This is a genomic window from Pseudomonas sp. RIT409 (assembly GCF_003052515.2).
Taxonomy (GTDB): Bacteria; Pseudomonadota; Gammaproteobacteria; order Pseudomonadales; family Pseudomonadaceae; genus Aquipseudomonas.
On the sequence record NZ_QARE02000003.1, the window covers coordinates 293298 to 313455 of the forward strand.

14 protein-coding genes and 2 riboswitches are annotated in these 20158 nt (G+C 62.6%); of the genes, 6 read left to right on the forward strand and 8 right to left on the reverse strand.

The genetic code is table 11. From position 1 onward, the window contains the following. Positions 1-236: 236 nt before the first annotated feature. On the forward strand, positions 237-503 hold the full coding sequence (locus DBP26_RS05890; RefSeq protein WP_108236525.1) for a hypothetical protein: 267 nt from the start codon (positions 237-239) through the stop codon (positions 501-503). Positions 504-554: 51 nt separating this feature from the next. On the opposite strand, the gene DBP26_RS05895 is transcribed toward DBP26_RS05890, so the two are convergent. From DBP26_RS05895 to cobW, 4 genes are all read right to left on the reverse strand, one after another. Continuing rightward, complete coding sequence (locus DBP26_RS05895; RefSeq protein WP_177411012.1) at positions 555-1187, reverse strand: VWA domain-containing protein; 633 nt, start codon at positions 1185-1187, stop codon at positions 555-557. A 26-nt stretch (positions 1188-1213) separates the two neighbouring features. After that, on the reverse strand, positions 1214-2233 hold the full coding sequence (locus DBP26_RS05900) for an ATP-binding protein (RefSeq protein ID WP_108236523.1): 1020 nt from the start codon (positions 2231-2233) through the stop codon (positions 1214-1216). 114 nt (positions 2234-2347) lie between these two features. After that, positions 2348-6127 carry a cobaltochelatase subunit CobN gene (gene cobN / locus DBP26_RS05905; protein ID WP_108236522.1) on the reverse strand — a complete coding sequence of 1260 codons (3780 nt, stop codon included), beginning with the start codon at positions 6125-6127 and terminating at the stop codon, positions 2348-2350. A 3-nt stretch (positions 6128-6130) separates the two neighbouring features. Next, positions 6131-7195, reverse strand: coding sequence for a cobalamin biosynthesis protein CobW (cobW, locus tag DBP26_RS05910; RefSeq protein WP_108236521.1), 1065 nt, complete (start codon positions 7193-7195; stop codon positions 6131-6133). A gap of 123 nt (positions 7196-7318) precedes the next feature. Further along, positions 7319-7539: riboswitch (cobalamin riboswitch) on the reverse strand. 125 nt (positions 7540-7664) lie between these two features. Next, positions 7665-7880, forward strand: a riboswitch (cobalamin riboswitch). 94 nt (positions 7881-7974) lie between these two features. Between cobW and DBP26_RS05915 the strand changes: the two genes are divergently transcribed. The 4 genes from DBP26_RS05915 (at position 7975) to cobM (ending at position 10147) form a co-directional block, all read left to right on the forward strand. Beyond that, the gene (locus tag DBP26_RS05915) at positions 7975-8160 is read left to right on the forward strand and encodes a CbtB domain-containing protein (RefSeq protein ID WP_108236520.1); all 186 of its coding nucleotides are present in this window, start codon (positions 7975-7977) and stop codon (positions 8158-8160) included. A gap of 11 nt (positions 8161-8171) precedes the next feature. After that, complete coding sequence (locus tag DBP26_RS05920; RefSeq protein ID WP_108236519.1) at positions 8172-8891, forward strand: CbtA family protein; 720 nt, start codon at positions 8172-8174, stop codon at positions 8889-8891. Continuing rightward, a complete protein-coding gene (locus DBP26_RS05925) occupies positions 8888-9334 on the forward strand; it encodes a cobalamin biosynthesis protein (protein ID WP_108236518.1) in 447 nt (148 codons plus the stop codon). Before DBP26_RS05920 ends, DBP26_RS05925 begins: the two co-directional genes overlap by 4 nt. Before the next feature lie 66 nt (positions 9335-9400). Next, the gene (cobM, locus tag DBP26_RS05930) at positions 9401-10147 is read left to right on the forward strand and encodes a precorrin-4 C(11)-methyltransferase (RefSeq protein ID WP_108236517.1); all 747 of its coding nucleotides are present in this window, start codon (positions 9401-9403) and stop codon (positions 10145-10147) included. Positions 10148-10224: 77 nt separating this feature from the next. Here cobM and nfuA read toward each other — a convergent pair whose 3' ends face one another. The 3 genes from nfuA to DBP26_RS05945 all read right to left on the reverse strand — a co-directional run bounded on the left by nfuA (position 10225) and on the right by DBP26_RS05945 (position 14450). Then, positions 10225-10818: a Fe-S biogenesis protein NfuA gene (gene nfuA, locus DBP26_RS05935; RefSeq protein ID WP_108236516.1), complete on the reverse strand. Its 594-nt coding sequence runs from the start codon at positions 10816-10818 to the stop codon at positions 10225-10227. Positions 10819-10915: 97 nt separating this feature from the next. Further along, complete coding sequence (locus DBP26_RS05940; protein WP_108236515.1) at positions 10916-11938, reverse strand: acyltransferase; 1023 nt, start codon at positions 11936-11938, stop codon at positions 10916-10918. A 196-nt stretch (positions 11939-12134) separates the two neighbouring features. Then, positions 12135-14450: a fatty acid cis/trans isomerase gene (locus DBP26_RS05945; RefSeq protein ID WP_108236514.1), complete on the reverse strand. Its 2316-nt coding sequence runs from the start codon at positions 14448-14450 to the stop codon at positions 12135-12137. A 169-nt stretch (positions 14451-14619) separates the two neighbouring features. Here DBP26_RS05945 and metH point away from each other — a divergent pair, with 169 nt between their 5' ends. Continuing rightward, complete coding sequence (gene metH, locus DBP26_RS05950; protein WP_108236513.1) at positions 14620-18330, forward strand: methionine synthase; 3711 nt, start codon at positions 14620-14622, stop codon at positions 18328-18330. 78 nt (positions 18331-18408) lie between these two features. On the opposite strand, the gene DBP26_RS05955 is transcribed toward metH, so the two are convergent. Then, positions 18409-19497 carry an ABC transporter substrate-binding protein gene (locus DBP26_RS05955; protein ID WP_256600733.1) on the reverse strand — a complete coding sequence of 363 codons (1089 nt, stop codon included), beginning with the start codon at positions 19495-19497 and terminating at the stop codon, positions 18409-18411. Positions 19498-20158: the final 661 nt, after the last annotated feature.

Sequence of the window (20158 nt, forward strand, 5' to 3'; positions counted from 1 at the left end):
AGGGTTGAGCGAAGGGCGGGAAGGATGAAGTGCAGGCGACGCGGGCCTATGGCATAGGACGGAGCCGACACGCGCGCAAACCCGATGCGACAAATCGCCGCGATGTGTAAATAAATTGAAAAAAGTTGAAATCTCTTGTGACTTCTCCGCTGTTCGCGGTCATCAGTACAGGTATCCAGCCGCTCGGTAAGCCCGCCGACGGGGATTGAATTGATTTGGGCACTTGAGGACATTCCATGAACGCCCCTTTGCGCTTCAACGATGCTTTGCTGATCGCCGGTCACGCCTTCGAACCCTTCCAGTGCGTGGCGTGGTCCCCACAGGACGGCAACGGCGAGCTGACACTGACCGTGATCGATCGCACCAGCACTCGTATTGGTCGCAAACAGATTCCCAGCAGCGCCTACTCCGACCCCAAGCAACTGGCGCATGTACTGGAACAGGCACGCGCTGAAATCAGCGAAGAAGGCTACCGCCTGAAACCCTGGACAATGCCCGCTTGACGCTGCCCGCCATCGTCACGCCGTCCCGGGCGGGGTGACGAACGGAATCGCTCACTGCGGATCGTCGATGTGCCGGTAGTCCGCCTCGAGTGCACGGGCGATCTGCGCGGCCCTGCCCAGACGGATCGGACCGCGCTCGATGTCGATCACCACGCTGGGGCTGTTCATTGGCTGCAGCGACGGCAGATCCTTGACGCGGCCATCGGTGAGGATCAGCACCCGCTGCGACTCGCCAGGATTGCGTTTACTGCGCTCGCTCAGCCAATCACGGGCTTGTGCCAGGGCGTCGAACAGCGGCGTTCCGCCGCCCGCCCCCAATGCATCCAGCCAGGGCTGCATCGCGGCACTGGCCTTCATTCCGTGGCGCTGCCAGCGGGCCGCCCCGCCGCTGGCGGTGAGCAGCGCCAACCTGACACGCTGTCGATAGGCGTCTTCGAACAGCTGCGCCAGCAGCCCCTTGGCGTCGCTGAGCGCCTGATGGCGCCGAGTCGATGCCGAGGCATCGACGATTACCAGCCACAGGGCCTGCTCGCGCCGGGTGCGTGGCAACCGAATCAGATCGACATGCCGTTGCGGGCGACCGCGCAATAACGTTGGCAGCCATGCCACCGCGCCCTCGACACCCGAACGCCGAGCACCGCTCCTCCCGCCGCTGAGCCTGCCCGGTCGAGGACTGGCATCCACCCCCGTGCGTTGCCGAGGGCGGATGCCTAAGGCTTTTTTGGCCAGGCAGGCACTTCACGGCGTTGGCCCGTGCTGAGCGGTTGTGCAGGCATTTCCCCCCACTGTCCGCTCGCCGAGTCCGGTTCGGCGCCTTGCGCCAACGACGGCGCGGGCGCAGGGGGCGCTGCAGGTGGTGTTGCCGGTTCAGGGGCTGAAAGGGTGCGCCGCCGATGCCGCAAGGCAAAATCGGCCACGGCGTCGATGTCTTCCAGCGCGATGGCCGATGATCCGCGCCACGCAGCGTGGGCGCGCGCGGCCCGCAGCCAGACCAGGTCGGCACGCACACCATCGACGCCTGCGGCAAAGCAACGCTCGGTAATGACCGCCAGGCTGCCATCGTCCAGTTCAATGCCAGACAGCAGACGGCGTGCGGTTTCGCAACGGGCCTGCAGCTCACGCTGCTCACCTGCCCAGTGCAGGCAGAAGGCGTGAGGGTCTGCATCGAAATCCAGGCGGCGGCGAATGATCTGACTACGCTGCGCCGGGGCGGTCTGGCCCCTCATGGCGACGTTCAGGCCGAAGCGATCCAGCAACTGCGGCCGCAGCTCGCCCTCTTCCGGATTCATGGTGCCAATCAGCACGAAACGCGCCGTGTGACGATGGGAAATGCCGTCACGCTCCACCTGATTGACCCCACTGGCCGCCACGTCCAGCAACAAATCGACCAAGTGGTCGGGCAGCAGATTGACCTCGTCGACGTACAGAACGCCACCGTCGGCCTTGGCCAGAACACCGGGCGAAAACTGCGCTCGGCTTTCGCCCAGCGCCGCGTCCAGATCGAGCGTTCCGACAAGCCGCTCTTCGGTGGCCCCGAGCGGCAAGGTCACGAACTGTCCGCTGGCCAGCAGGTCCGCCACCCCCCGCGCCAAGGTCGACTTCGCCATGCCGCGTGGCCCTTCGATCAGCACGCCGCCGATTTTCGGGTCAATGGCGGTCAGACACAGCGCGAGTTTCAGCGCTTCGGCGCCCACGACAGCGGCGAGAGGAAAATGCGGCACATCAATCATGGTGGCAGTCTCTGGAGATCCGGGCAGTCAAGGCTGAGAGGCGGATTGGCGCGCGGGCGTGGCATGACCCTGCCCTCCGGACCGCATCGCAGTTCATAAAAGTGCAGGGGGTCATCAGGTCTCCTCGATGTCCAAGAGCAGGTTTTCCAGCGCTTCGCGGTACGCTCCCGGCGCCTGCCACAAACCCCGCTGCTGGGCTTCCAGCATGCGTTCGGTCATGTCTCGCAGGGCATGGGGGTTGTGCTGCTGGATGAATTCACGGGTCGAGGCGTCCAGCAGATAGGCATCCGCCAGCAGCGCGTATTGATGATCCTCGATCAACTCCGTGGTGGCGTCGAAACCGAACAGGAAATCCACGGTGGCCGCCATCTCGAACGCACCTTTGTAGCCGTGACGCTTGACCCCCTCGATCCACTTCGGATTGGCCGCGCGGGAACGCACCACGCGGTTGAGCTCTTCCTTCAGCGTACGGATTTTCGGCAAGTCGGGTTGGCTATGGTCGCCATGGTAGCTGGCAACGCTTGCGCCGCTGAGGCTTTCCACCGCCGCCAGCATGCCGCCCTGAAACTGGTAATAGTCATTGGAATCCAGCAGGTCATGCTCACGATTGTCCTGATTCTGGACGACGGCCTGCACCTGGCTCAGGCGTTTGGCGAAATCCTGGCGGGCAGGCGTGCCTTCGTCTGCAGCCCCATACGCGTAGCCTCCCCAGTTGAGGTACACCTGAGCCAGGTCATCGCGGCTCTGCCACAGACGTCCGTCGATGGCGTTCTGCACCCCCGCGCCGTAGGCGCCCGGCTTCGCACCGAAGATGCGCCAGCCCGCCTGCTTTGCCGCCTGCTCCGCAGTCAGCCCTTCCTGCTCGTATTGCGCGCGCTCCTGGCGCACGCGGGCCGCCAGCGGATTCATGTCGTCAGGCTCGTCCAGCGCAGCGACGGCCTGCACCGCCGCATCGAACAGCCGGATCAGGTTGGCGAAGGCATCGCGGAAGAATCCCGACACGCGCAACGTCACATCGACCCTGGGCCGGTCCAGCAGGCTCAACGGGAGGATCTCGAAATCATCGACCCGCTGGCTGCCCGCTGCCCAGACCGGGCGCACGCCCATCAGCGCCATGGCCTGGGCGATGTCGTCGCCACCGGTGCGCATGGTTGCGGTGCCCCATACCGACAGCCCCAGTTGACGCAGGTAGTCACCATGGTCCTGAAGATGTCGCTCCAGCAAGAGGTTGGCCGACTGGAAGCCGATGCGCCACGCCGTCATGGTCGGCAGGTTGCGCACGTCCACCGAGAAGAAGTTGCGCCCGGTCGGCAGAACGTCCAGCCGCCCTCGACTGGGGGCGCCACTGGGACCGGCTGGCACGAAGCGCCCGCTCAGCGCGTCAAGCAATCCCTTGAGCTCTGCAGCACCGCAGCCGTCAAGACGCGGCGCCACCGTTTGAGAAACAGCGTTAATAACGCTCTCTAACTCATTGTTTTCGAAGCAGTAGACCGCAGAAGGATCCACCAGCGCTTGTGCGATCATTTGCCACGCGTATAGCTCGAGCCGCTCGCGGGTATCACCTACCGTTCGCCAAGGCTCGGCGCTGACTTCATGTAAAACCTGAGGTTTCGGACCCTGCCAGGCATCGCCCAGGGTGCAGTCCAGAGGATCGAATTCCAGCGCGAGCGCCTGGCTCAGCACCCGCAGCAGACTGGCATTGGCCCCGCGCCCATCGCCCCGGGGTACACGCAGCATCGCCAGCAGCGTGTCGACCCGCAAACGGCCGCTGGGCGACTCACCGAACACATGCAGCCCGTCGCGGATCTGCGACTCCTTGAGGTCGCACAAATAGGTGTCGAGCCGCGGCAACCAAATCGCCGCATCGGCTTCACCGTTCAGGTGCTCGTCCAGTGCCAGCTCTCGGTCCAGGTGGGTTTCGCGCACCAGCTTGAGGATGTCCCGTTGCAGCTCGCGAGCCCGACGCGGGTCGAGGAGCTGCGCCTCGTAATATTCGTCCGCCAGCAGTTCCAGGTGGCGCAGCGGCCCATAGGTTTCCGCCCGCGTGAGCGGCGGCATGAGGTGGTCGATGATCACCGCCTGTGTGCGTCGCTTGGCCTGTGCACCTTCACCCGGGTCGTTGACGATGAAGGGGTAGACATGGGGCATGGGTCCGAGGATCGCGTCCGGCCAGCACTGCTCGGACAGGCCGACGCCCTTGCCGGGCAGCCATTCCAGGTTGCCGTGCTTGCCGACATGGACCACCGCGTGGGCGCCGTATGCCTGGCGCAACCAGAAATAGAACGCCAGATAGCCATGGGGCGGCACCAGGTCCGGGTCGTGGTAGACGGCACTGTGGTCGACGTCATAGCCGCGCGCCGGCTGGATGCCCACGAAGGTCAGGCCGAACCGCAACCCGGCCACCATCATGCGGCCGTTGCGGCACATCGGATCGTCCTGCGGCGCTCCCCAGCGCTCGACCACCGCTCGCTGGTTGGCCTCGGGCAAGGCCTGGAACGCCGCCAGGTAGTCGTCCATCGCCAGGCTTTGATGACACGGCCGTTGATCACGACCGTCCGGGTCGTTGGTGACGCCGCCAAGCAGGTCGTGAATCAGCGCAGTGCCGGTCTGCGGCAGGCCTTCCACGGGGTAACCCTGCTGTTGCAATGCCTTGAGAATGTTCAGCGCGGCCGCCGGCGTATCCAGCCCAACACCGTTGCCGATGCGCCCGTCCCGGGTCGGGTAGTTGGCCAGGATCAGCGCGACCCGCTTGTCGGCGTTGGCGGTTCGCGCCAGGGTGACCCAGCGCCGCGCCAGTTCGGCGACGAAATCCATCCGCTCGGGCTGGGCGCGGTAGCAGACCACGTCAGCCTGGCTGCGCTCGCTGCGCCAGGCCAGGTCCTTGAAGCTGATCGGTCGGCTGATGATCCGACCATCCAGTTCGGGCAATGCGATGTGCATCGCCAGGTCCCTCGGCCCCAGCCCTTGGTCACTGGCGCGCCACCCAGGTTCGTTGTCCTGTGCGCAGATGGCCTGGATCACCGGGACATTACGACGGAACGGTCGTAAATGCGGCGCTTCGGGTGTCGACTGGGCGAAGCCGGTGGTGTTGAGGATGATCTCGCAACCCGCTTCGTCGAGCCAGTCCTGCACCGCGGCTAGGCAGGCGGGCTCTTTCAGGCTGGCGACCGCGATAGGCAGCGGATTGAGCCCCTGTGCCACCAGGCGCTCGCAGAAGATGTCGATGAAGGCGGTATTGGCCGCTTGCAAGTGGGAGCGATAGAACAGCACGGCAGCCACTGGCTGATCGGTGCGCCACTCAGCCTGCCAATCAATCAACGCAGCGCGAGCCACTCGAGGATGGTAAATAGCGACGCGGGGCAACACCTGCGGGACTTCCCAGGGGTAATCCCTACCCAGCCAGCGATCGGCCAGGCAATTGAACAACTGCAACGCGTTGTGTTTGCCCCCCTGACGCAGGTAGTGCCACAGGCGCTCGCGATCCTCTGCCGGCTCAGTGCTGAGCTCACTGAGTTCGGGGTCCGGGCGGTCATCCCCCGGCACCATGATCAGTTTGACGCCCTCGCCCTTTCTGGCACCCGCAGCCAGCTCCACCAGCCGCTCGACCCCATAGCGCCAGTAGCCGATCCCGCCATGCAGCGACAGCAGAATCACTTTGGCGTGGCGCAGCACTTGGTCGACATACAGGTCCACCGAGGCGTGGTTCTGCACCTGCATCGGGTTGGCCAGCCGCAGCGTGGGGTAATCTTCCGGCAGTTGCTGTGCGGTCTCTGCCAGCAGGGCGAGATGGGAATCACCGCTGCACAGGATCACCAGTTCGGCAGGCGTCTGGCCGAGGTCGGCGATGCTGTCGTCGGGCACGAACCCGCCGGGCTGGGTGCGCAGCAGGTGCATGCCTTACCCCTGAATGGCTTGGCGCAATTGAGCTTCGAGCACGGCGGCGTCAAGGTCCTGGCCGATCAGCACCAGGCGGCTTTCGCGGGCCTCGTCGGCTTTCCATGGCCGGTCGAAGTGCTTGTCGAAGCGTGTCCCGACACCTTGCACCAGCAGGCGCATGGGCTTGCCGGGAATGGCCACGAACCCTTTTACCCGCAGAATGCCGTGCTGCACGACCGCTTGCGTCAGGGCGTCGAGCAACAGCGCTTCATCGGCTTGCGGCAGCGCAATGGAAATCGAGTCGAAGGCATCGTGATCGTGATCGTCGTGGTCCTCGCCGTCGTGGTGATCGTGGTGCGTCTTGCGCCCGTCGATGTGCAATTCTGACTCGGCACCCAACCCCAACAGCACAGTGAGCGGCAACTGCCCTTTGCTGGCCTCGACGATTTTCACCGCCGCAGGCAGCTCTTCGGCGACTTCCGCCCGCACCGCAGCGAGCGCGGCGGCGTCCAATTGATCGGCCTTGTTCAGAATCACCAGATCCGCGCTGGCCAGTTGATCGGCGAAGAGCTCGTGCAGGGGCGATTCGTGGTCCAGATTGGGATCGAGCTTGCGCTGGGCGTCCACTTGCTCCGGGAAGGCGGCGAACGTGCCGGCGACCACCGCCGGGCTGTCGACCACCGTGATCACCGCATCGACGGTGCAGGCGTTGCGGATCTCCGGCCACTGGAAGGCCTGGACCAACGGCTTTGGCAGCGCCAGCCCAGAGGTTTCAATGAGGATGTGGTCCAGATCGCCGCGACGGGCGACCAACTCCTGCATCACCGGGAAAAATTCTTCCTGAACGGTGCAGCAGAGGCAGCCGTTCGCCAGTTCGTACACCCGCCCGGTGGCCTCTTCCTCGGTACAGCCAATGGTGCATTGCTTGAGGATGTCGCCGTCGATACCCAGTTCGCCGAATTCGTTGACGATGACCGCGATGCGACGCCCCTCGGCGTGGTCGAGCATATGGCGCAACAAGGTGGTTTTACCCGAGCCGAGGAAGCCGGTGACGATGGTGACGGGGAGTTTGGCCAGTGTTTTCATGATTGCCCTCGGGCACAGCGGCGGGCAGACAGGACGAGGACTGCGGGCCGCTGTCGCTGTGGACAGGCGCGCCGCTCGATTCGCCACCGGATCACCCCGCCCGGTTGTAATGAGAATGCGTGGACGTTTCGTCCGCTTCGAGGCAGGTCTCCTGGCTCACGGCGGCGCAGCACTGGCTGAGCCAGTGGCGGCGCATTCATCGCGCCTTCCCGCTCGCGCAGTGGCTGTGCAATGAACATGACCGTTTACAGTTGCGGGGGCAGCTGTGGCATTGACCACATTCCCTTCTTAGCGCCGGTGCCCAGGCAAGGCCGGGCCGGCGAACCTCGACTGCGCAAGGCTACGCAGTGGGCGGGCCGAGGTCAATGTGCATCCGGCAGAGGCTGGCGGGGTCACTGCGAGCCCACCTCACTCGAAGTGTCCGTCGGCGACGACGCGGCCAATTGACGGTTGCGCGCCGCCATGCTCTCCTACACACCTTGTTACGGGTGCCCTTCACAGGGTGAAACGGGAAACCGGTGCGTGCAGAGGGCGACTCTGCGCAAGTCCGGTGCTGCCCCCGCAACGGTAAGCGAGCGAAGGATCAGATCCACTGTGTCGGTCAGCGATATGGGAAGGCGATTCTTGAAGGCATCTTCGGTGCCCCTCGCAAGCCCGGAGACCGGCCCGACATTGACACCTGACAAACCCGCGGTGGGCGGGCGCTGTTGAGTTCGCGACTGACGACCGTCCGTGGCTCGCTTGCGCCTTCCCTACGCCAACACCACGAGGGAACCGCCATGTCGATCAGCACCGCCAGCCATACCGCCTCTTCTACCAGCACCTTGACCCAACGCCTGACCGCCGCTATCAGCGCCATGGTACTGGGCGCCTGCCTGGTCTACTTCGCGGGTTTCTCTCACATCGCGGCCGTCCACAATGCCGCACACGATACCCGTCACAGCTCCGCCTTCCCTTGCCATTGAGGTTCGCTCCCATGTTCAAGCGTATCGCTCAAACGGCCGGCTTCACCGGGCTGCTCGCGGCCCTGATCCTGACGTTGCTGCAAAGTTTCTGGGTCGCGCCGTTGATCCTCAAGGCAGAAACCTACGAAAAGGCTCCGGCCGCCGAAATGCATGAGCACGAGGAAGGCGCCATGAGCGGCCATGTGCACGATGAGCAAGCCTGGGAGCCGGAGGACGGTTGGCAGCGTGTCCTGTCCACCACCGGTGGCAACCTGGTCGTCGCGGTCGGGTTCTCGCTCATGCTGGCGGCGCTGTACACCTTGCGCGAGCCCACTGGCGTTCGTCAGGGCGCGCTGTGGGGGTTGGCCGGTTACGCGGTGTTTGTCCTGGCGCCCACGCTGGGCTTGCCGCCCGAGTTGCCCGGTACGGCAGCGGCTGACCTGACCCAACGACAGATCTGGTGGATCGGTACGGCAGCATCCACGGCCGTCGGATTGGCATTGATCGTGTTTGCTCGCGGCGGGTTGTTGAAAGCGCTCGGCGCCGCGATTCTGGTGGTGCCACACGTGATCGGCGCACCGCAGCCGCAGGTGCATGCCGCGCTGGCGCCCGAGGCACTGGAGGCCGAATTCAAAGTGGCTTCGCTGTTGACCAACGCGTTGTTCTGGGTGGCGATGGGCCTGATCAGCGCGTGGTTGTTCCGCCGCCAGGACGCCCGTCAGACCCAAGCCGGTTTAGACCCCGCGATATGAGCGCACGCCCTCCTCGACCGGTCCGCGTGATCGGCCTTGGCTGCCAGCGCGGTTGCCCGGCGGAGGTGTTGATGGGGTTGGTCGAAGTCACGCTGCTCGAACATCGGATGGCCCTGAACGAGATCACCGCCCTCGCCTCCATCGACACCAAGTCCACGGAGGCCGGGTTGCTTGAGCTCGCCGAACACCTTTCACTGCCGTTGCATTTTTTCGATGCGGGGCAATTGGCGGCTTACGAATCCCGTCTCAGCCACCGCTCGCAGGTCTCCTTCAACCACACTGGCTGCTACGGGGTGGCCGAAAGTTCGGCCCTGGCGCTGGCCACACACCTGAGTCACCAACCCGCCGAGTTGGTGATCGAACGCCGCCACAGCACGCGTGCGACCCTGGCAATGGCCGTTAGCCGAGCCCGGGTTTCGCCTTCCTCTTCACTACACGCTTAGCCCGACGTCTTCGCGAAACATGAGGTTCAACGGGGTCGGCCCCTGCTTCAGCCCTTCGGAGTTTCAATGACTGTTTTTTTCATCGGTGCAGGCCCTGGCGATCCTGACCTGATCACCGTCAAAGGCCAGCGTCTGATCCGCACCTGCCCGGTGATCATCTACGCCGGCTCGCTGGTCCCACCCGCCGTCTTGGAGGGGCATCGAGCGAGCCAGGTGATCAACAGCGCGGCGCTTCACCTCGATCAGATCATCGCCTTGATGAAATCCGCTCATGCACAAGGCCAGGATGTGGCGCGAGTCCATTCAGGCGACCCTAGCCTCTACGGCGCGATCGGTGAACAGATCCGTTGCCTGCGCACGCTGAACATTCCATTCGAAATCATCCCGGGGGTCACTGCCACGGCAGCGTGTGCAGCCTTGCTCGGGACCGAACTGACGCTGCCGGACATTTCCCAAAGCGTCATTCTGACCCGATACGCCAACAACACCGCCATGCCCGAAGGCGAATCGCTGCACGAGTTGGCTCGGCACCGGGCGACCATGGCCATTCACCTGGGAGTCCAGCACTTGGCGAACATCGTCGCGGAATTGACCCCGCATTACGGCGCCGACTGCCCGATTGCCGTGATTCATCGGGCCAGTTGGCCTGATCAGGACTGGGCGCAGGGAACGCTGGCAGACATCGAAGAAAAGGTGCGAGCCAAGGGCTTCCGCCGCACCGCGCTGATTCTGGTAGGCCGGGTGCTGGGCAATGAAGTGTTCGGGGAGTCATCGCTGTATCGCGCCGGCCATGCCCATCTGTTCAGGCCTTGATGCCAGCCATGAGCGCCACCTGACGTAAATGAAAATGCCCCGACAAGTCGGGGCATTTTGCGCAATGGAGCCGCCAATCAGTAGTAGGCGTTCTCTTTCTGCGTATGGTCGGTCACATCGCGCACGCCGGACAGTTCAGGGATGCGCTCCAGCAGGGTGCGCTCGATGCCTTCCTTGAGTGTCACATCGGCTTGGCCGCACCCTTGGCAACCACCTCCGAATTGCAGCACCGCAATGTTGCGCTCGTCTTCCTCGATCACGTCGATCAGCGTCACCTGACCGCCATGGCTGGCCAGGCCGGGATTGATCTCGGTCTGCAGGTAATAATTGATGCGCTCGTTGATGGGGCTGTCGGCGTTGACCATAGGCACTTTGGCGTTCGGCGCCTTGATGGTCAGTTGACCGCCCATGCGGTCGGTGGCGTAATCCACCACCGCGTCTTCCAGGAACGCTTCGCTGAACGAGTCGATCCAGGCGGTGAAGCTTTTCAGGCCGACGGCCTTGTCTTCCGGTTTCTCTTCGCCGGGCTTGCAGTAAGCGATACAGGTTTCAGCGTATTGGGTGCCAGGCTGGGTAATAAACACGCGGATGCCGATGCCAGGGGTGTTCTGCTTTTGCAGCAGATCGGCCAGGTAATCGTGGGCGGCATCTGTAATCGTAATAGCGGTCATGAAATTTCCTCGCAGACGTGGGGCGGAGTTTACGCCATTCCACGGCAACTGACAAAGTCCCAGTAATTCGCTCAGGTAATAGCCCCGATCACTCTTCTCAACGCGCCGCGGTGCCCTGCTCGACCGTTCTCCTGCGGTCCAGCCAGCCCTTGAGGCGACGGTACAGACCCTTCTCGATCCATTCGTAACTCAGCCACGCCCCCAGGGCGATGATCGGCACACACACGGCAAACGCTGCGTAGGGGTTCAGGCCATAGCGCTCGGTTGCCAGCCAGCCCCCGTACAGCACCAGCACGTGCAACAGGTACACCGAATAGGAGCAATCACCCATGGCTTTGAGCAGTCGGCTGCCGCGTAGGTATGGCTCCAGCGACAGGCACGCCACCACGATGACCGCACTGGGCAGCCCCCAGTTGATGATGCGAAGGTCTGGCGGCAATTGCTTGATGGTCAGCAATGCCGCGCCGATGGCCAGCAGCGGCAACCACAAGCGTTCGGCGATCCAGCCACGGCGGTACAGGATACCCACGCCGATACCCAGCAGGAATTCGTAGACAATGTCGTTCCCGTAAAACCGGCTGACCAGCCCCGAGCGCCCCAGCACGTCGGTCACCGCCACCAAGGCTGCGGCGATGATCAACGGGCGCAAGCGTTGCTGGAACAGGAACACCATGGAAAACAGCACGTAGAACAGCATTTCGTAGTTCAGTGTCCAGCCGACGTTCAGCGTGGGGTACAAGCCATAACCGCCAGGGTTTTCCGAAGGAATGAACAGCAGCGACAGGACAAAACTCTGCCAATCGACCACCTGGTGGGGTAACAAGGGATGGGCCATGACCACCAGCAGCCCCATGGCCAGTGTGTAGAGCCAGTAGGCCGGGACGATGCGAATGATGCGATGGAGCATGAAACGGCGAGCGGGAATGTCCTTGTCGACAGTGGAGAGGTAGATCACCAGCCCGCTAATGACGAAAAAGATATCGACGCCCACGGCGCCTTTCTCGGTGAAGAAACGGCCAATCGGGCCGCTGGGATGAAAGTCGAAAAAAATCTGCATGAAGTGGTGACATACAACGACCCACGCGGCGAGTGCCCGCAGGGCTTGAACCGAAATCAACATCTGCAACCTCTTGCTCACACCAGTTTGACCCGCGATCTCAGCCTTCGAAAAGGCCCAGGTCTCGCGGGGGCGACTCAGGGGTCGGAGTCGATGTCGGGCAAAAGGTTCGCAGGCACTGACGGGCTGCATAATGGCTGCGAGCCATGATTTATCAGGATTTTTCGGTCAATCGCCCGCCGTGCGCCCGTTTCGGGTGTCAGAGATTCTCGTACCGGTTCATGTCCAGCACGCCCGCCTCCTGAGGTTCGGTTTCCTGGATGTACCGGTCCAAATCGTGGAAGTAGGTCCAGAACAGCGGGTGGCTGCGCCGCACGCCCCAGCGCTCGACGATTTTCTCGAACGCATCCTTGTGGCCGCGAGCCTGTTCCATCGCATCGACGAATGCAGGGACTTCATTGGCCGGAATGTTGAACATGAAATTCGGGTAGCTGGTGAGTACACCCGGGTAGATGGTCAGGTTGTCCAGCCCCGGCTCGTAGCGGTAGGCCTCGCCAAGGAGGAATGCGACGTTGGTGTGCGCACGGTTGCGCAGCATGCTGTAGACGATGCGCTTACCCGTGCCGTCCTGGATGCGCAACATCGTGGCTTCAGGCAATTGATCGATGACCCTGAGCCCTGCAGCCGGCCTTGCCACCAAGCGACTGAGTGCCTGCTCTACGTCACTGAACACCGGCCCGATACCGGGACGTGAGCAGTACGCGCCGGAACAACGATTGATTGGGTCAGGTGCGACGTTGAGCGTGCCCGCGCGTTCGATCAACTTGCGTTCGAAATCACGCTGTGGGGCCTTTTCATCCAGCTTCATGCCGGTGGGCGTGTCGTCGTCGATGGCCTGGTAGTCCAGCCACATTTTCAGCTTTCCGCTGTTCTGGTACCAACTGCCGAGAATATCGTCGCGCGCGTCGGCAGGCATCAGGCGCAGGAAGTTGACCTCGGCGCCATTGCGAATCAGGTCGAAATACAGCCGCGTCTGAACCTGATGGGAGACGTTGCCGTAGACGTCGAAATTCACCACCAGTTGGTAATACGTGCGCTCCAGCAATGGGTAGTCGAACAGCCAGACGGTGGTCGGCAGGTCGCCGATCAGGCCTTTGTTGACGGTCGCACTGTCGAAGTGGCGGAAGATGGTAAGCAACGCGTTGTCGTTGCCGGCCCACAGCGTGGCCCAACCCGGCGGCGGCATGTGCGCGTAGGCGTCCCGGCGCAGGTCCTCATAGGCATTGCGCTTGTTGCGATAGTCGAGCCACAGGCTCAGCACGCTGCCCACGTCATCGTTCTGGCCCGGCATCGCCAGCAACGGCGTGGCCTCGGCACGGTAGCCGGCGTCGGTGACGTACCGATCGTGGGCCGGCTCCTGGAACAAGGCCCAGAAATGGTCGCGGATCACATCCGTTGCGATCTCGCCCCGACAGACCGGCCCTCGAATGAAGGTGCGCACGAAGTATTCGGCGTTATCCAGCATGAACTGATAACGCGCCACGGCCGGAATTTCCTTGAAGGTATCGAACGGATTGGCGCGGCGCTGAGGGCCATACCCCGGCAACTCGGTGGCGTGCCAATCGCCGCTGTAGAACAGCTGCTTGACCCGCGCCAGCTTCTCCGGCCCCATCGGGTAGGTGATGTGGGTCTTGTGCACGATCACGCCTTGCACCGGCATCAGGCGGTAATAGAACGTCGTGCCCGGATCGTCGTCGGGACGGCGGGTCGCGATCAAGTCCACGGGCTGGCCGCTGGGGGTCCGCGAGCGGACCCACTGGAAGAAGTGCCCGGGCTCGCCGCCGGTGAAGTAGATGTGCGCCAGGAACAGGTGCTCGTAGAGCCAGCGCGCGACCAGCGCTTGCGTGGAACCCGGGCGGTTGAACAGCTGCTCCCATTCGGTGATCTGCGCCGCCTCGCCTGCACTTGGCTGCAAAGGCGCCTGCTCCACCGGCGCCCCGGCCGCCAGCCAGCTTTGCAAGGTGTCGTACTGCGCGTCCGTCAGCCCGGTCACCGCCAACGGCATGCCTTGCCGCGGATGAGAGGCGGCGTAACCATCGAACTCCTGAGGCAACGGGCACATGTTCTCCCGGTTGAGTCCAAGCTGGATGTCATCGGGCAGTTTGGCATTGGGCACCAACGGCGTGCGGTGCCCGAACTCCAGCATGCGCGCCATCAACGCCGCCTGATTGCTCTGGCCGTCGAGCACCGAGTAAAAGCCTTTCTTGCGCCAGGCCTCCGGGCCCTCGGCATCATAGAAAATCCGCGTTGGCGCAATGGCCTGGCTGCGCTCCCCTTGGTACACCGGCACCTTGGACGCGCCGCGCAGCACGCCTTCGCCGCTGCCCAGGTTCAACTGGCAGGCCGCGTCGTTGCATGCATGGCAGGCTACGCATTTCTCGGTAAAGATCGGTTGGATATCACGACTGTAGGAAATTGCCGGGTGAGACGCCGGGGTCGATCCGGAGGGTGACTGCGCGAACGCTGCACCGCAGGAAAATACCGCCAAGACAATGGCAAACACGCGATGCAACATGGAACGAACGTCCTGAGAAGAAAAAACCGGAACGATTCTACCTGTGGCGAGCCGCCATCAACATGAACAGAATTCATCTAAATCGCGTCACGGTTTAAAAGCGTGCAGGTTTGCTATTATTTCGCACCTTTCATCGTCATCTTTTCGCTTTTGTCTTCCAGGTAGGCCTATGTCCGATCGCAACGCGCGTCTCAAAGCACTCCATCAAGCGCTCAACGAGCGCATTCTGATTCTGGATGGCGGCATGGGCACCATGATCCAGAGCTTTCGCCTGGAGGAAGAAGATTACCGCGGCAAACGCTTCGCCGACTGGCCAAGCGACGTCAAGGGCAACAACGACCTGCTGGTCCTCACGCGCCCCGACGTCATCGGCGCCATTGAGAAAGAATACCTGGACGCCGGTGCGGACATCCTCGAAACCAACACCTTCAACGCCACGCAAGTGTCCCAGGCCGACTACGGCATGGAAGCGCTGGTCTATGAGCTGAACGTGGAAGGCGCGCGCCTCGCCCGCCAGGTGGCGGACGCCAAGACGCTCGAAACCCCCGACAAGCCGCGCTTCGTCGCCGGCGTTCTCGGCCCGACCAGCCGCACCTGCTCGCTGTCGCCCGACGTCAATAATCCGGGCTATCGCAACGTCACGTTCGACGAACTGGTCGAGAACTACACCGAAGCCACCAAAGGGCTGATCGAGGGCGGTGCGGACATGATCCTCATCGAAACCATCTTCGACACCTTGAACGCCAAGGCGGCGATCTTCGCCGTACAAGGGGTGTTCGACGAATTAGGCTTCGAGCTGCCGATCATGATTTCCGGCACCATCACCGACGCCTCGGGCCGCACCCTCTCCGGCCAGACCACCGAAGCATTCTGGAACTCGGTGCGTCACGCCAAGCCGATTTCCGTGGGCCTGAACTGCGCCTTGGGCGCCAGCGAGCTGCGTCCGTACCTGGAAGAACTGTCGAACAAAGCCGACACCCACGTATCCGCCCACCCGAACGCCGGTCTACCGAACGAATTCGGCGAGTACGACGAATCTCCGGCAGAAATGGCCAAAGTGGTCGAAGAGTTCGCCCAGAGCGGCTTCCTAAACATCGTCGGTGGCTGCTGTGGCACTACCCCGGCGCACATCAAGGCCATCGCCAACGCCGTGGCCAACTACATGCCGCGTGCCATTCCGGACATTCCGAAAGCCTGTCGTCTGTCGGGCCTTGAGCCTTTCACCATCGATCGTCAGTCGTTGTTCGTCAACGTCGGCGAGCGCACCAACATCACCGGTTCCGCCAAGTTCGCCCGGCTGATTCGGGAAGACAATTACACCGAAGCGCTGGAAGTCGCTCTGCAGCAGGTCGAGGCCGGCGCGCAGGTGATCGACATCAACATGGACGAAGGCATGCTGGATTCGAAGAAGGCGATGGTCACCTTCCTCAACCTGATTGCCGGCGAACCGGACATTTCCCGCGTGCCGATCATGATCGACTCGTCGAAATGGGAGGTGATCGAAGCCGGCCTCAAGTGCATCCAGGGCAAGGGCATCGTCAACTCGATCAGCATGAAAGAAGGCGTCGAGCAGTTCATCCATCACGCCAAATTGTGCAAGCGCTACGGCGCAGCGGTGGTGGTCATGGCGTTCGACGAGGCCGGTCAGGCCGACACCGAGGCGCGCAAGAAAGAGATCTGCAAGCGCTCCTACGACATCCTGGTCAATGAGGTCGGCTTCCCACCAGAAGACATCATCTTCGACCCGAACATCTTTGCCATCGCCACCGGCATCGAGGAGCACGACAACTACGCCGTCGATTTCATCAATGCCTGCGCCTACATTCGTGATGAATTGCCCTATGCGCTGACCTCGGGCGGCGTGTCCAACGTGTCGTTCTCGTTCCGGGGCAACAACCCGGTGCGCGAGGCGATCCACTCGGTCTTCCTGCTGCACGCGATCCGCAATGGGCTGACCATGGGCATCGTCAACGCCGGTCAGCTTGAAATCTATGACGAGATCCCGGTCAAGCTGCGCGACGCGGTGGAGGATGTGGTGCTCAACCGCACCGATGACGGCACCGAAGTGCTGCTGGCCATCGCCGACGAATTCAAGGGTGATGGTTCAGTCAAGGAAGCCGAGACCGAGGAATGGCGCGGCTGGGAGGTCAATGAGCGCCTCAAGCATGCGCTTGTCAAGGGCATCACCACCCACATCGTCGAAGACACCGAGGCCTCGCGCCTGACCTTCGCCCGGCCGATCGAAGTCATCGAAGGCCCGCTGATGGCGGGGATGAACGTGGTCGGCGACCTGTTCGGCTCGGGCAAGATGTTTCTGCCTCAGGTGGTGAAATCGGCCCGGGTGATGAAGCAGGCCGTGGCGCACCTCATCCCCTTCATCGAAGCGGAAAAAGGCGACAAGCCGGAAGCCAAGGGCAAAATCCTCATGGCTACGGTGAAAGGCGACGTGCATGACATCGGCAAGAACATCGTTGGCGTGGTGCTGGGCTGTAACGGCTACGACATCGTCGACCTCGGCGTCATGGTGCCTGCAGAGAAGATCCTGCAGGTGGCCAAGGAGGAAAAATGCGACATCATCGGCCTTTCCGGCCTGATTACGCCGTCGCTGGACGAGATGGTCCACGTAGCCCGCGAAATGCAGCGCCAGGATTTCCATCTCCCGCTGATGATCGGCGGTGCTACCACGTCGAAAGCCCACACCGCGGTCAAGATCGAACCGAAGTACAGCAATGATGCGGTCGTGTACGTCACCGACGCTTCTCGCGCCGTGGGTGTTGCTACGCAGCTGCTGTCCAAGGAGCTCAAAGCCGGGTTCATCGAGAAAACCCGCGCCGAGTACGTGGAGGTTCGCGAACGCACCTCCGCGCGTAGCGCCCGCACCGAACGCCTGAGCTACAGTGCGGCCATCGCCAAGAAGCCTCAGTTCGACTGGGCCGCTTATGCCCCCGTCAAGCCGACCTTCACTGGCACCCGGGTGCTGGAAGACATCGATTTGAACGTGCTGGTGGATTACATCGACTGGACGCCGTTCTTCATTTCATGGGATCTGGCCGGCAAATACCCGCGCATCCTCACCGACGAGGTGGTGGGCGAAGCAGCGACCGTACTGTTTGCGGATGCACAGGAAATGCTGCGCAAGCTGATCGACGAGAAACTGATCCGTGGTCGGGCTGTGTTTGGCTTCTGGCCGGCCAATCAAGTCGATCATGACGATATCCAACTGTTCGACGACCACGGCCAGCCTCTGGCGAAGTTGCATCACCTGCGTCAGCAGACGATCAAGACCGATGGCAAGCCAAACTTTTCCCTCGCCGACTTCGTCGCACCGAAAGACAGCGGCGTGACGGATTATGTGGGGGGCTTCATCACCACCGCGGGCATCGGTGCCGAAGAAGTGGCCAAGGCCTATCAGGACAAGGGCGACGACTACAACGCGATCATGGTCAAGGCCCTGGCCGACCGCCTCGCGGAAGCCTGCGCAGAATGGCTGCACCAGGAAGTGCGCAAAACCTGGTGGGGTTACGCCAGGGATGAGCAACTGGACAACGAAGCCTTGATCAAGGAGCAGTATGTCGGCATCCGCCCGGCCCCCGGCTACCCGGCGTGCCCGGACCACACCGAAAAAGGCGTGCTGTTCGATCTGCTCGATCCGACGCAGGGCGATGGCAAGCCTGGCATCAGCGGTGTGTTTCTCACCGAGCACTACGCGATGTTCCCGGCAGCGGCGGTGAGTGGCTGGTACTTCGCTCATCCACAGGCCCAGTACTTCGCCGTGGGCAAGGTGGACAAGGATCAGGTCGAAAGTTACAACGCCCGCAAAGGCCAGGAGATGCGCGTCACCGAACGTTGGCTAGCGCCGAATCTGGGGTATGACGAGTAACGGCTGGACAGACAAGTCGGTCGGCCCCGCTGACCGCGGAGCTCCGCGCTGAACATCGGTGTCTCTTCAGTGACCGGTTCAGCGCACTGCCTCGACCCGCTCAAAGGGGTACGCCACACCCGCCGGGCTGTGGCCACCCACGAACTGGCGCACATCGATCCCATAGTCGTCCTGGTTATTGGCCTGCATGAAGCGGACACTGTCGCTGCGTTCCCGAACCTGCATCGCCCGCACGCGCCAGGTGGCGATGGGCGAGCGAGTGCGGCTGTCGGCGCGGTCGTAATCGTTCAGTAATACCAGCGCCCAGCCTCCCAAGGTGAAATGGCCGCCGACCACCACACTCAATTGGCCTTGCACCAGCGCCTGCAACGCGGCCGTGGAGTCGTTGACGGTGCCAAGCGACACGTCGACCCCGGGGCGCTTTCCGCTTTCGCCCACTGCGTCGATCACGCCGAACGCCATCAAATCGCTGGCCGTCCAGATGAGGCTGATGGCCGGATAGCGCTTGAGCAGCACTTGCGCCTGTTCGTAAGCCCTGTCCCGCCGCCAGCCGCCCAGCACGATCTGGCGCAAGCGGACTTCAGGGTGTTCGGCCAGCGCCCGGTACAGACCTTGCTCCCGCTGCAGGGACACGGGTGTGGTGTTGGTACCGGAAAAGGCGAGCATTTCCACTGGCTGGCCTGAGGCGTTCGACGGACGGGATTCGATGAGGCGCTTGGCGACCAGGTAGCCGCCCTCTTCATCGTTGGCCACGACGCTGCCGAGAAAGTCCGGGTAGCGAGTGCGCAGATCACCGAGGATGCTCAATTGATCCGCGGTGAAGGTGTTATTGACGGCCAGCAGCTTGACGCCGCTGCCCCGCGACAGGCGCAGGATTTCCGGGGCGACGTTCAGTTCGTTGGAAAATACCAGGTAGTCAGGCCGCGCACTGCCTTGCAACGCCTCGCGAGCAAAGGTCAGCAAAGTGCGGGTGTCACGGTTGGTGTAGTGAATGGTCAGGCCCATGCCCAGGCGATCCGCTGCAGCCTGCATGAAACGCGAGTAACTGTTCCAGTACGGGTCCGGCACGGAGCCGGGATTGAGAAATACCACCGAGGCCGCCCACGCTGCCCCGCCCCACAGCCAAGCCACGCCACACATGAGGCAGCCAATGAAACACCTGATCATGGACACCGAGCCTCATCACCCATAAGTCGTTCGCCGACCCGCATAGGTCTGCTTATACCTTATCGGCCGCTGGCGGGTAAGTCGTACCCCTGCGTGAAGCGGGTATCGCTGCTATTGATGGCTGACCCAGAAAACGGCGGCCCCCACCACGAGGATGATCAGGAAGAGAATCGCCCAGGCGTCTACGCGACTGTCGGACTTGGCAGTTTTAGGATGGGATCTACTCATTGCATCGCCTCTTGTGCTTCTTATGGGTGATTGCAGATGAACCGGTGACATCGAAATCATCGACGCACCTTGCGCAGCGGCACGGCCACTCAGCGAACCTGCGGCCCGCCCTTATCAGCCGCCTCAATCGCCGGGCTGTCGCGAACGGCCTTTCACAGGCTCCGGCGCCGACCGAAGACGGTTGACCTCGGCCCTTGGATGAGTAAAGTCGAGGCCTGTCCTTTGCACAAGTCAGGGCGAAAGCGGCTGACGAAGGGCTTATTACTTCCGGTTCTTTGCTTATATTCAAACTTCACTTTTGCGCATATCAGCAAACTGGTAACCTCCCCCGGCCTCGTTGGAGGCTGCGCGACCGTGCGCGCAGATTTGTTGGGACGCACCGAACGCAGGTGACATCGCATCGCCTCTCTGTGCGTCCAGGCAGCAGTGAATC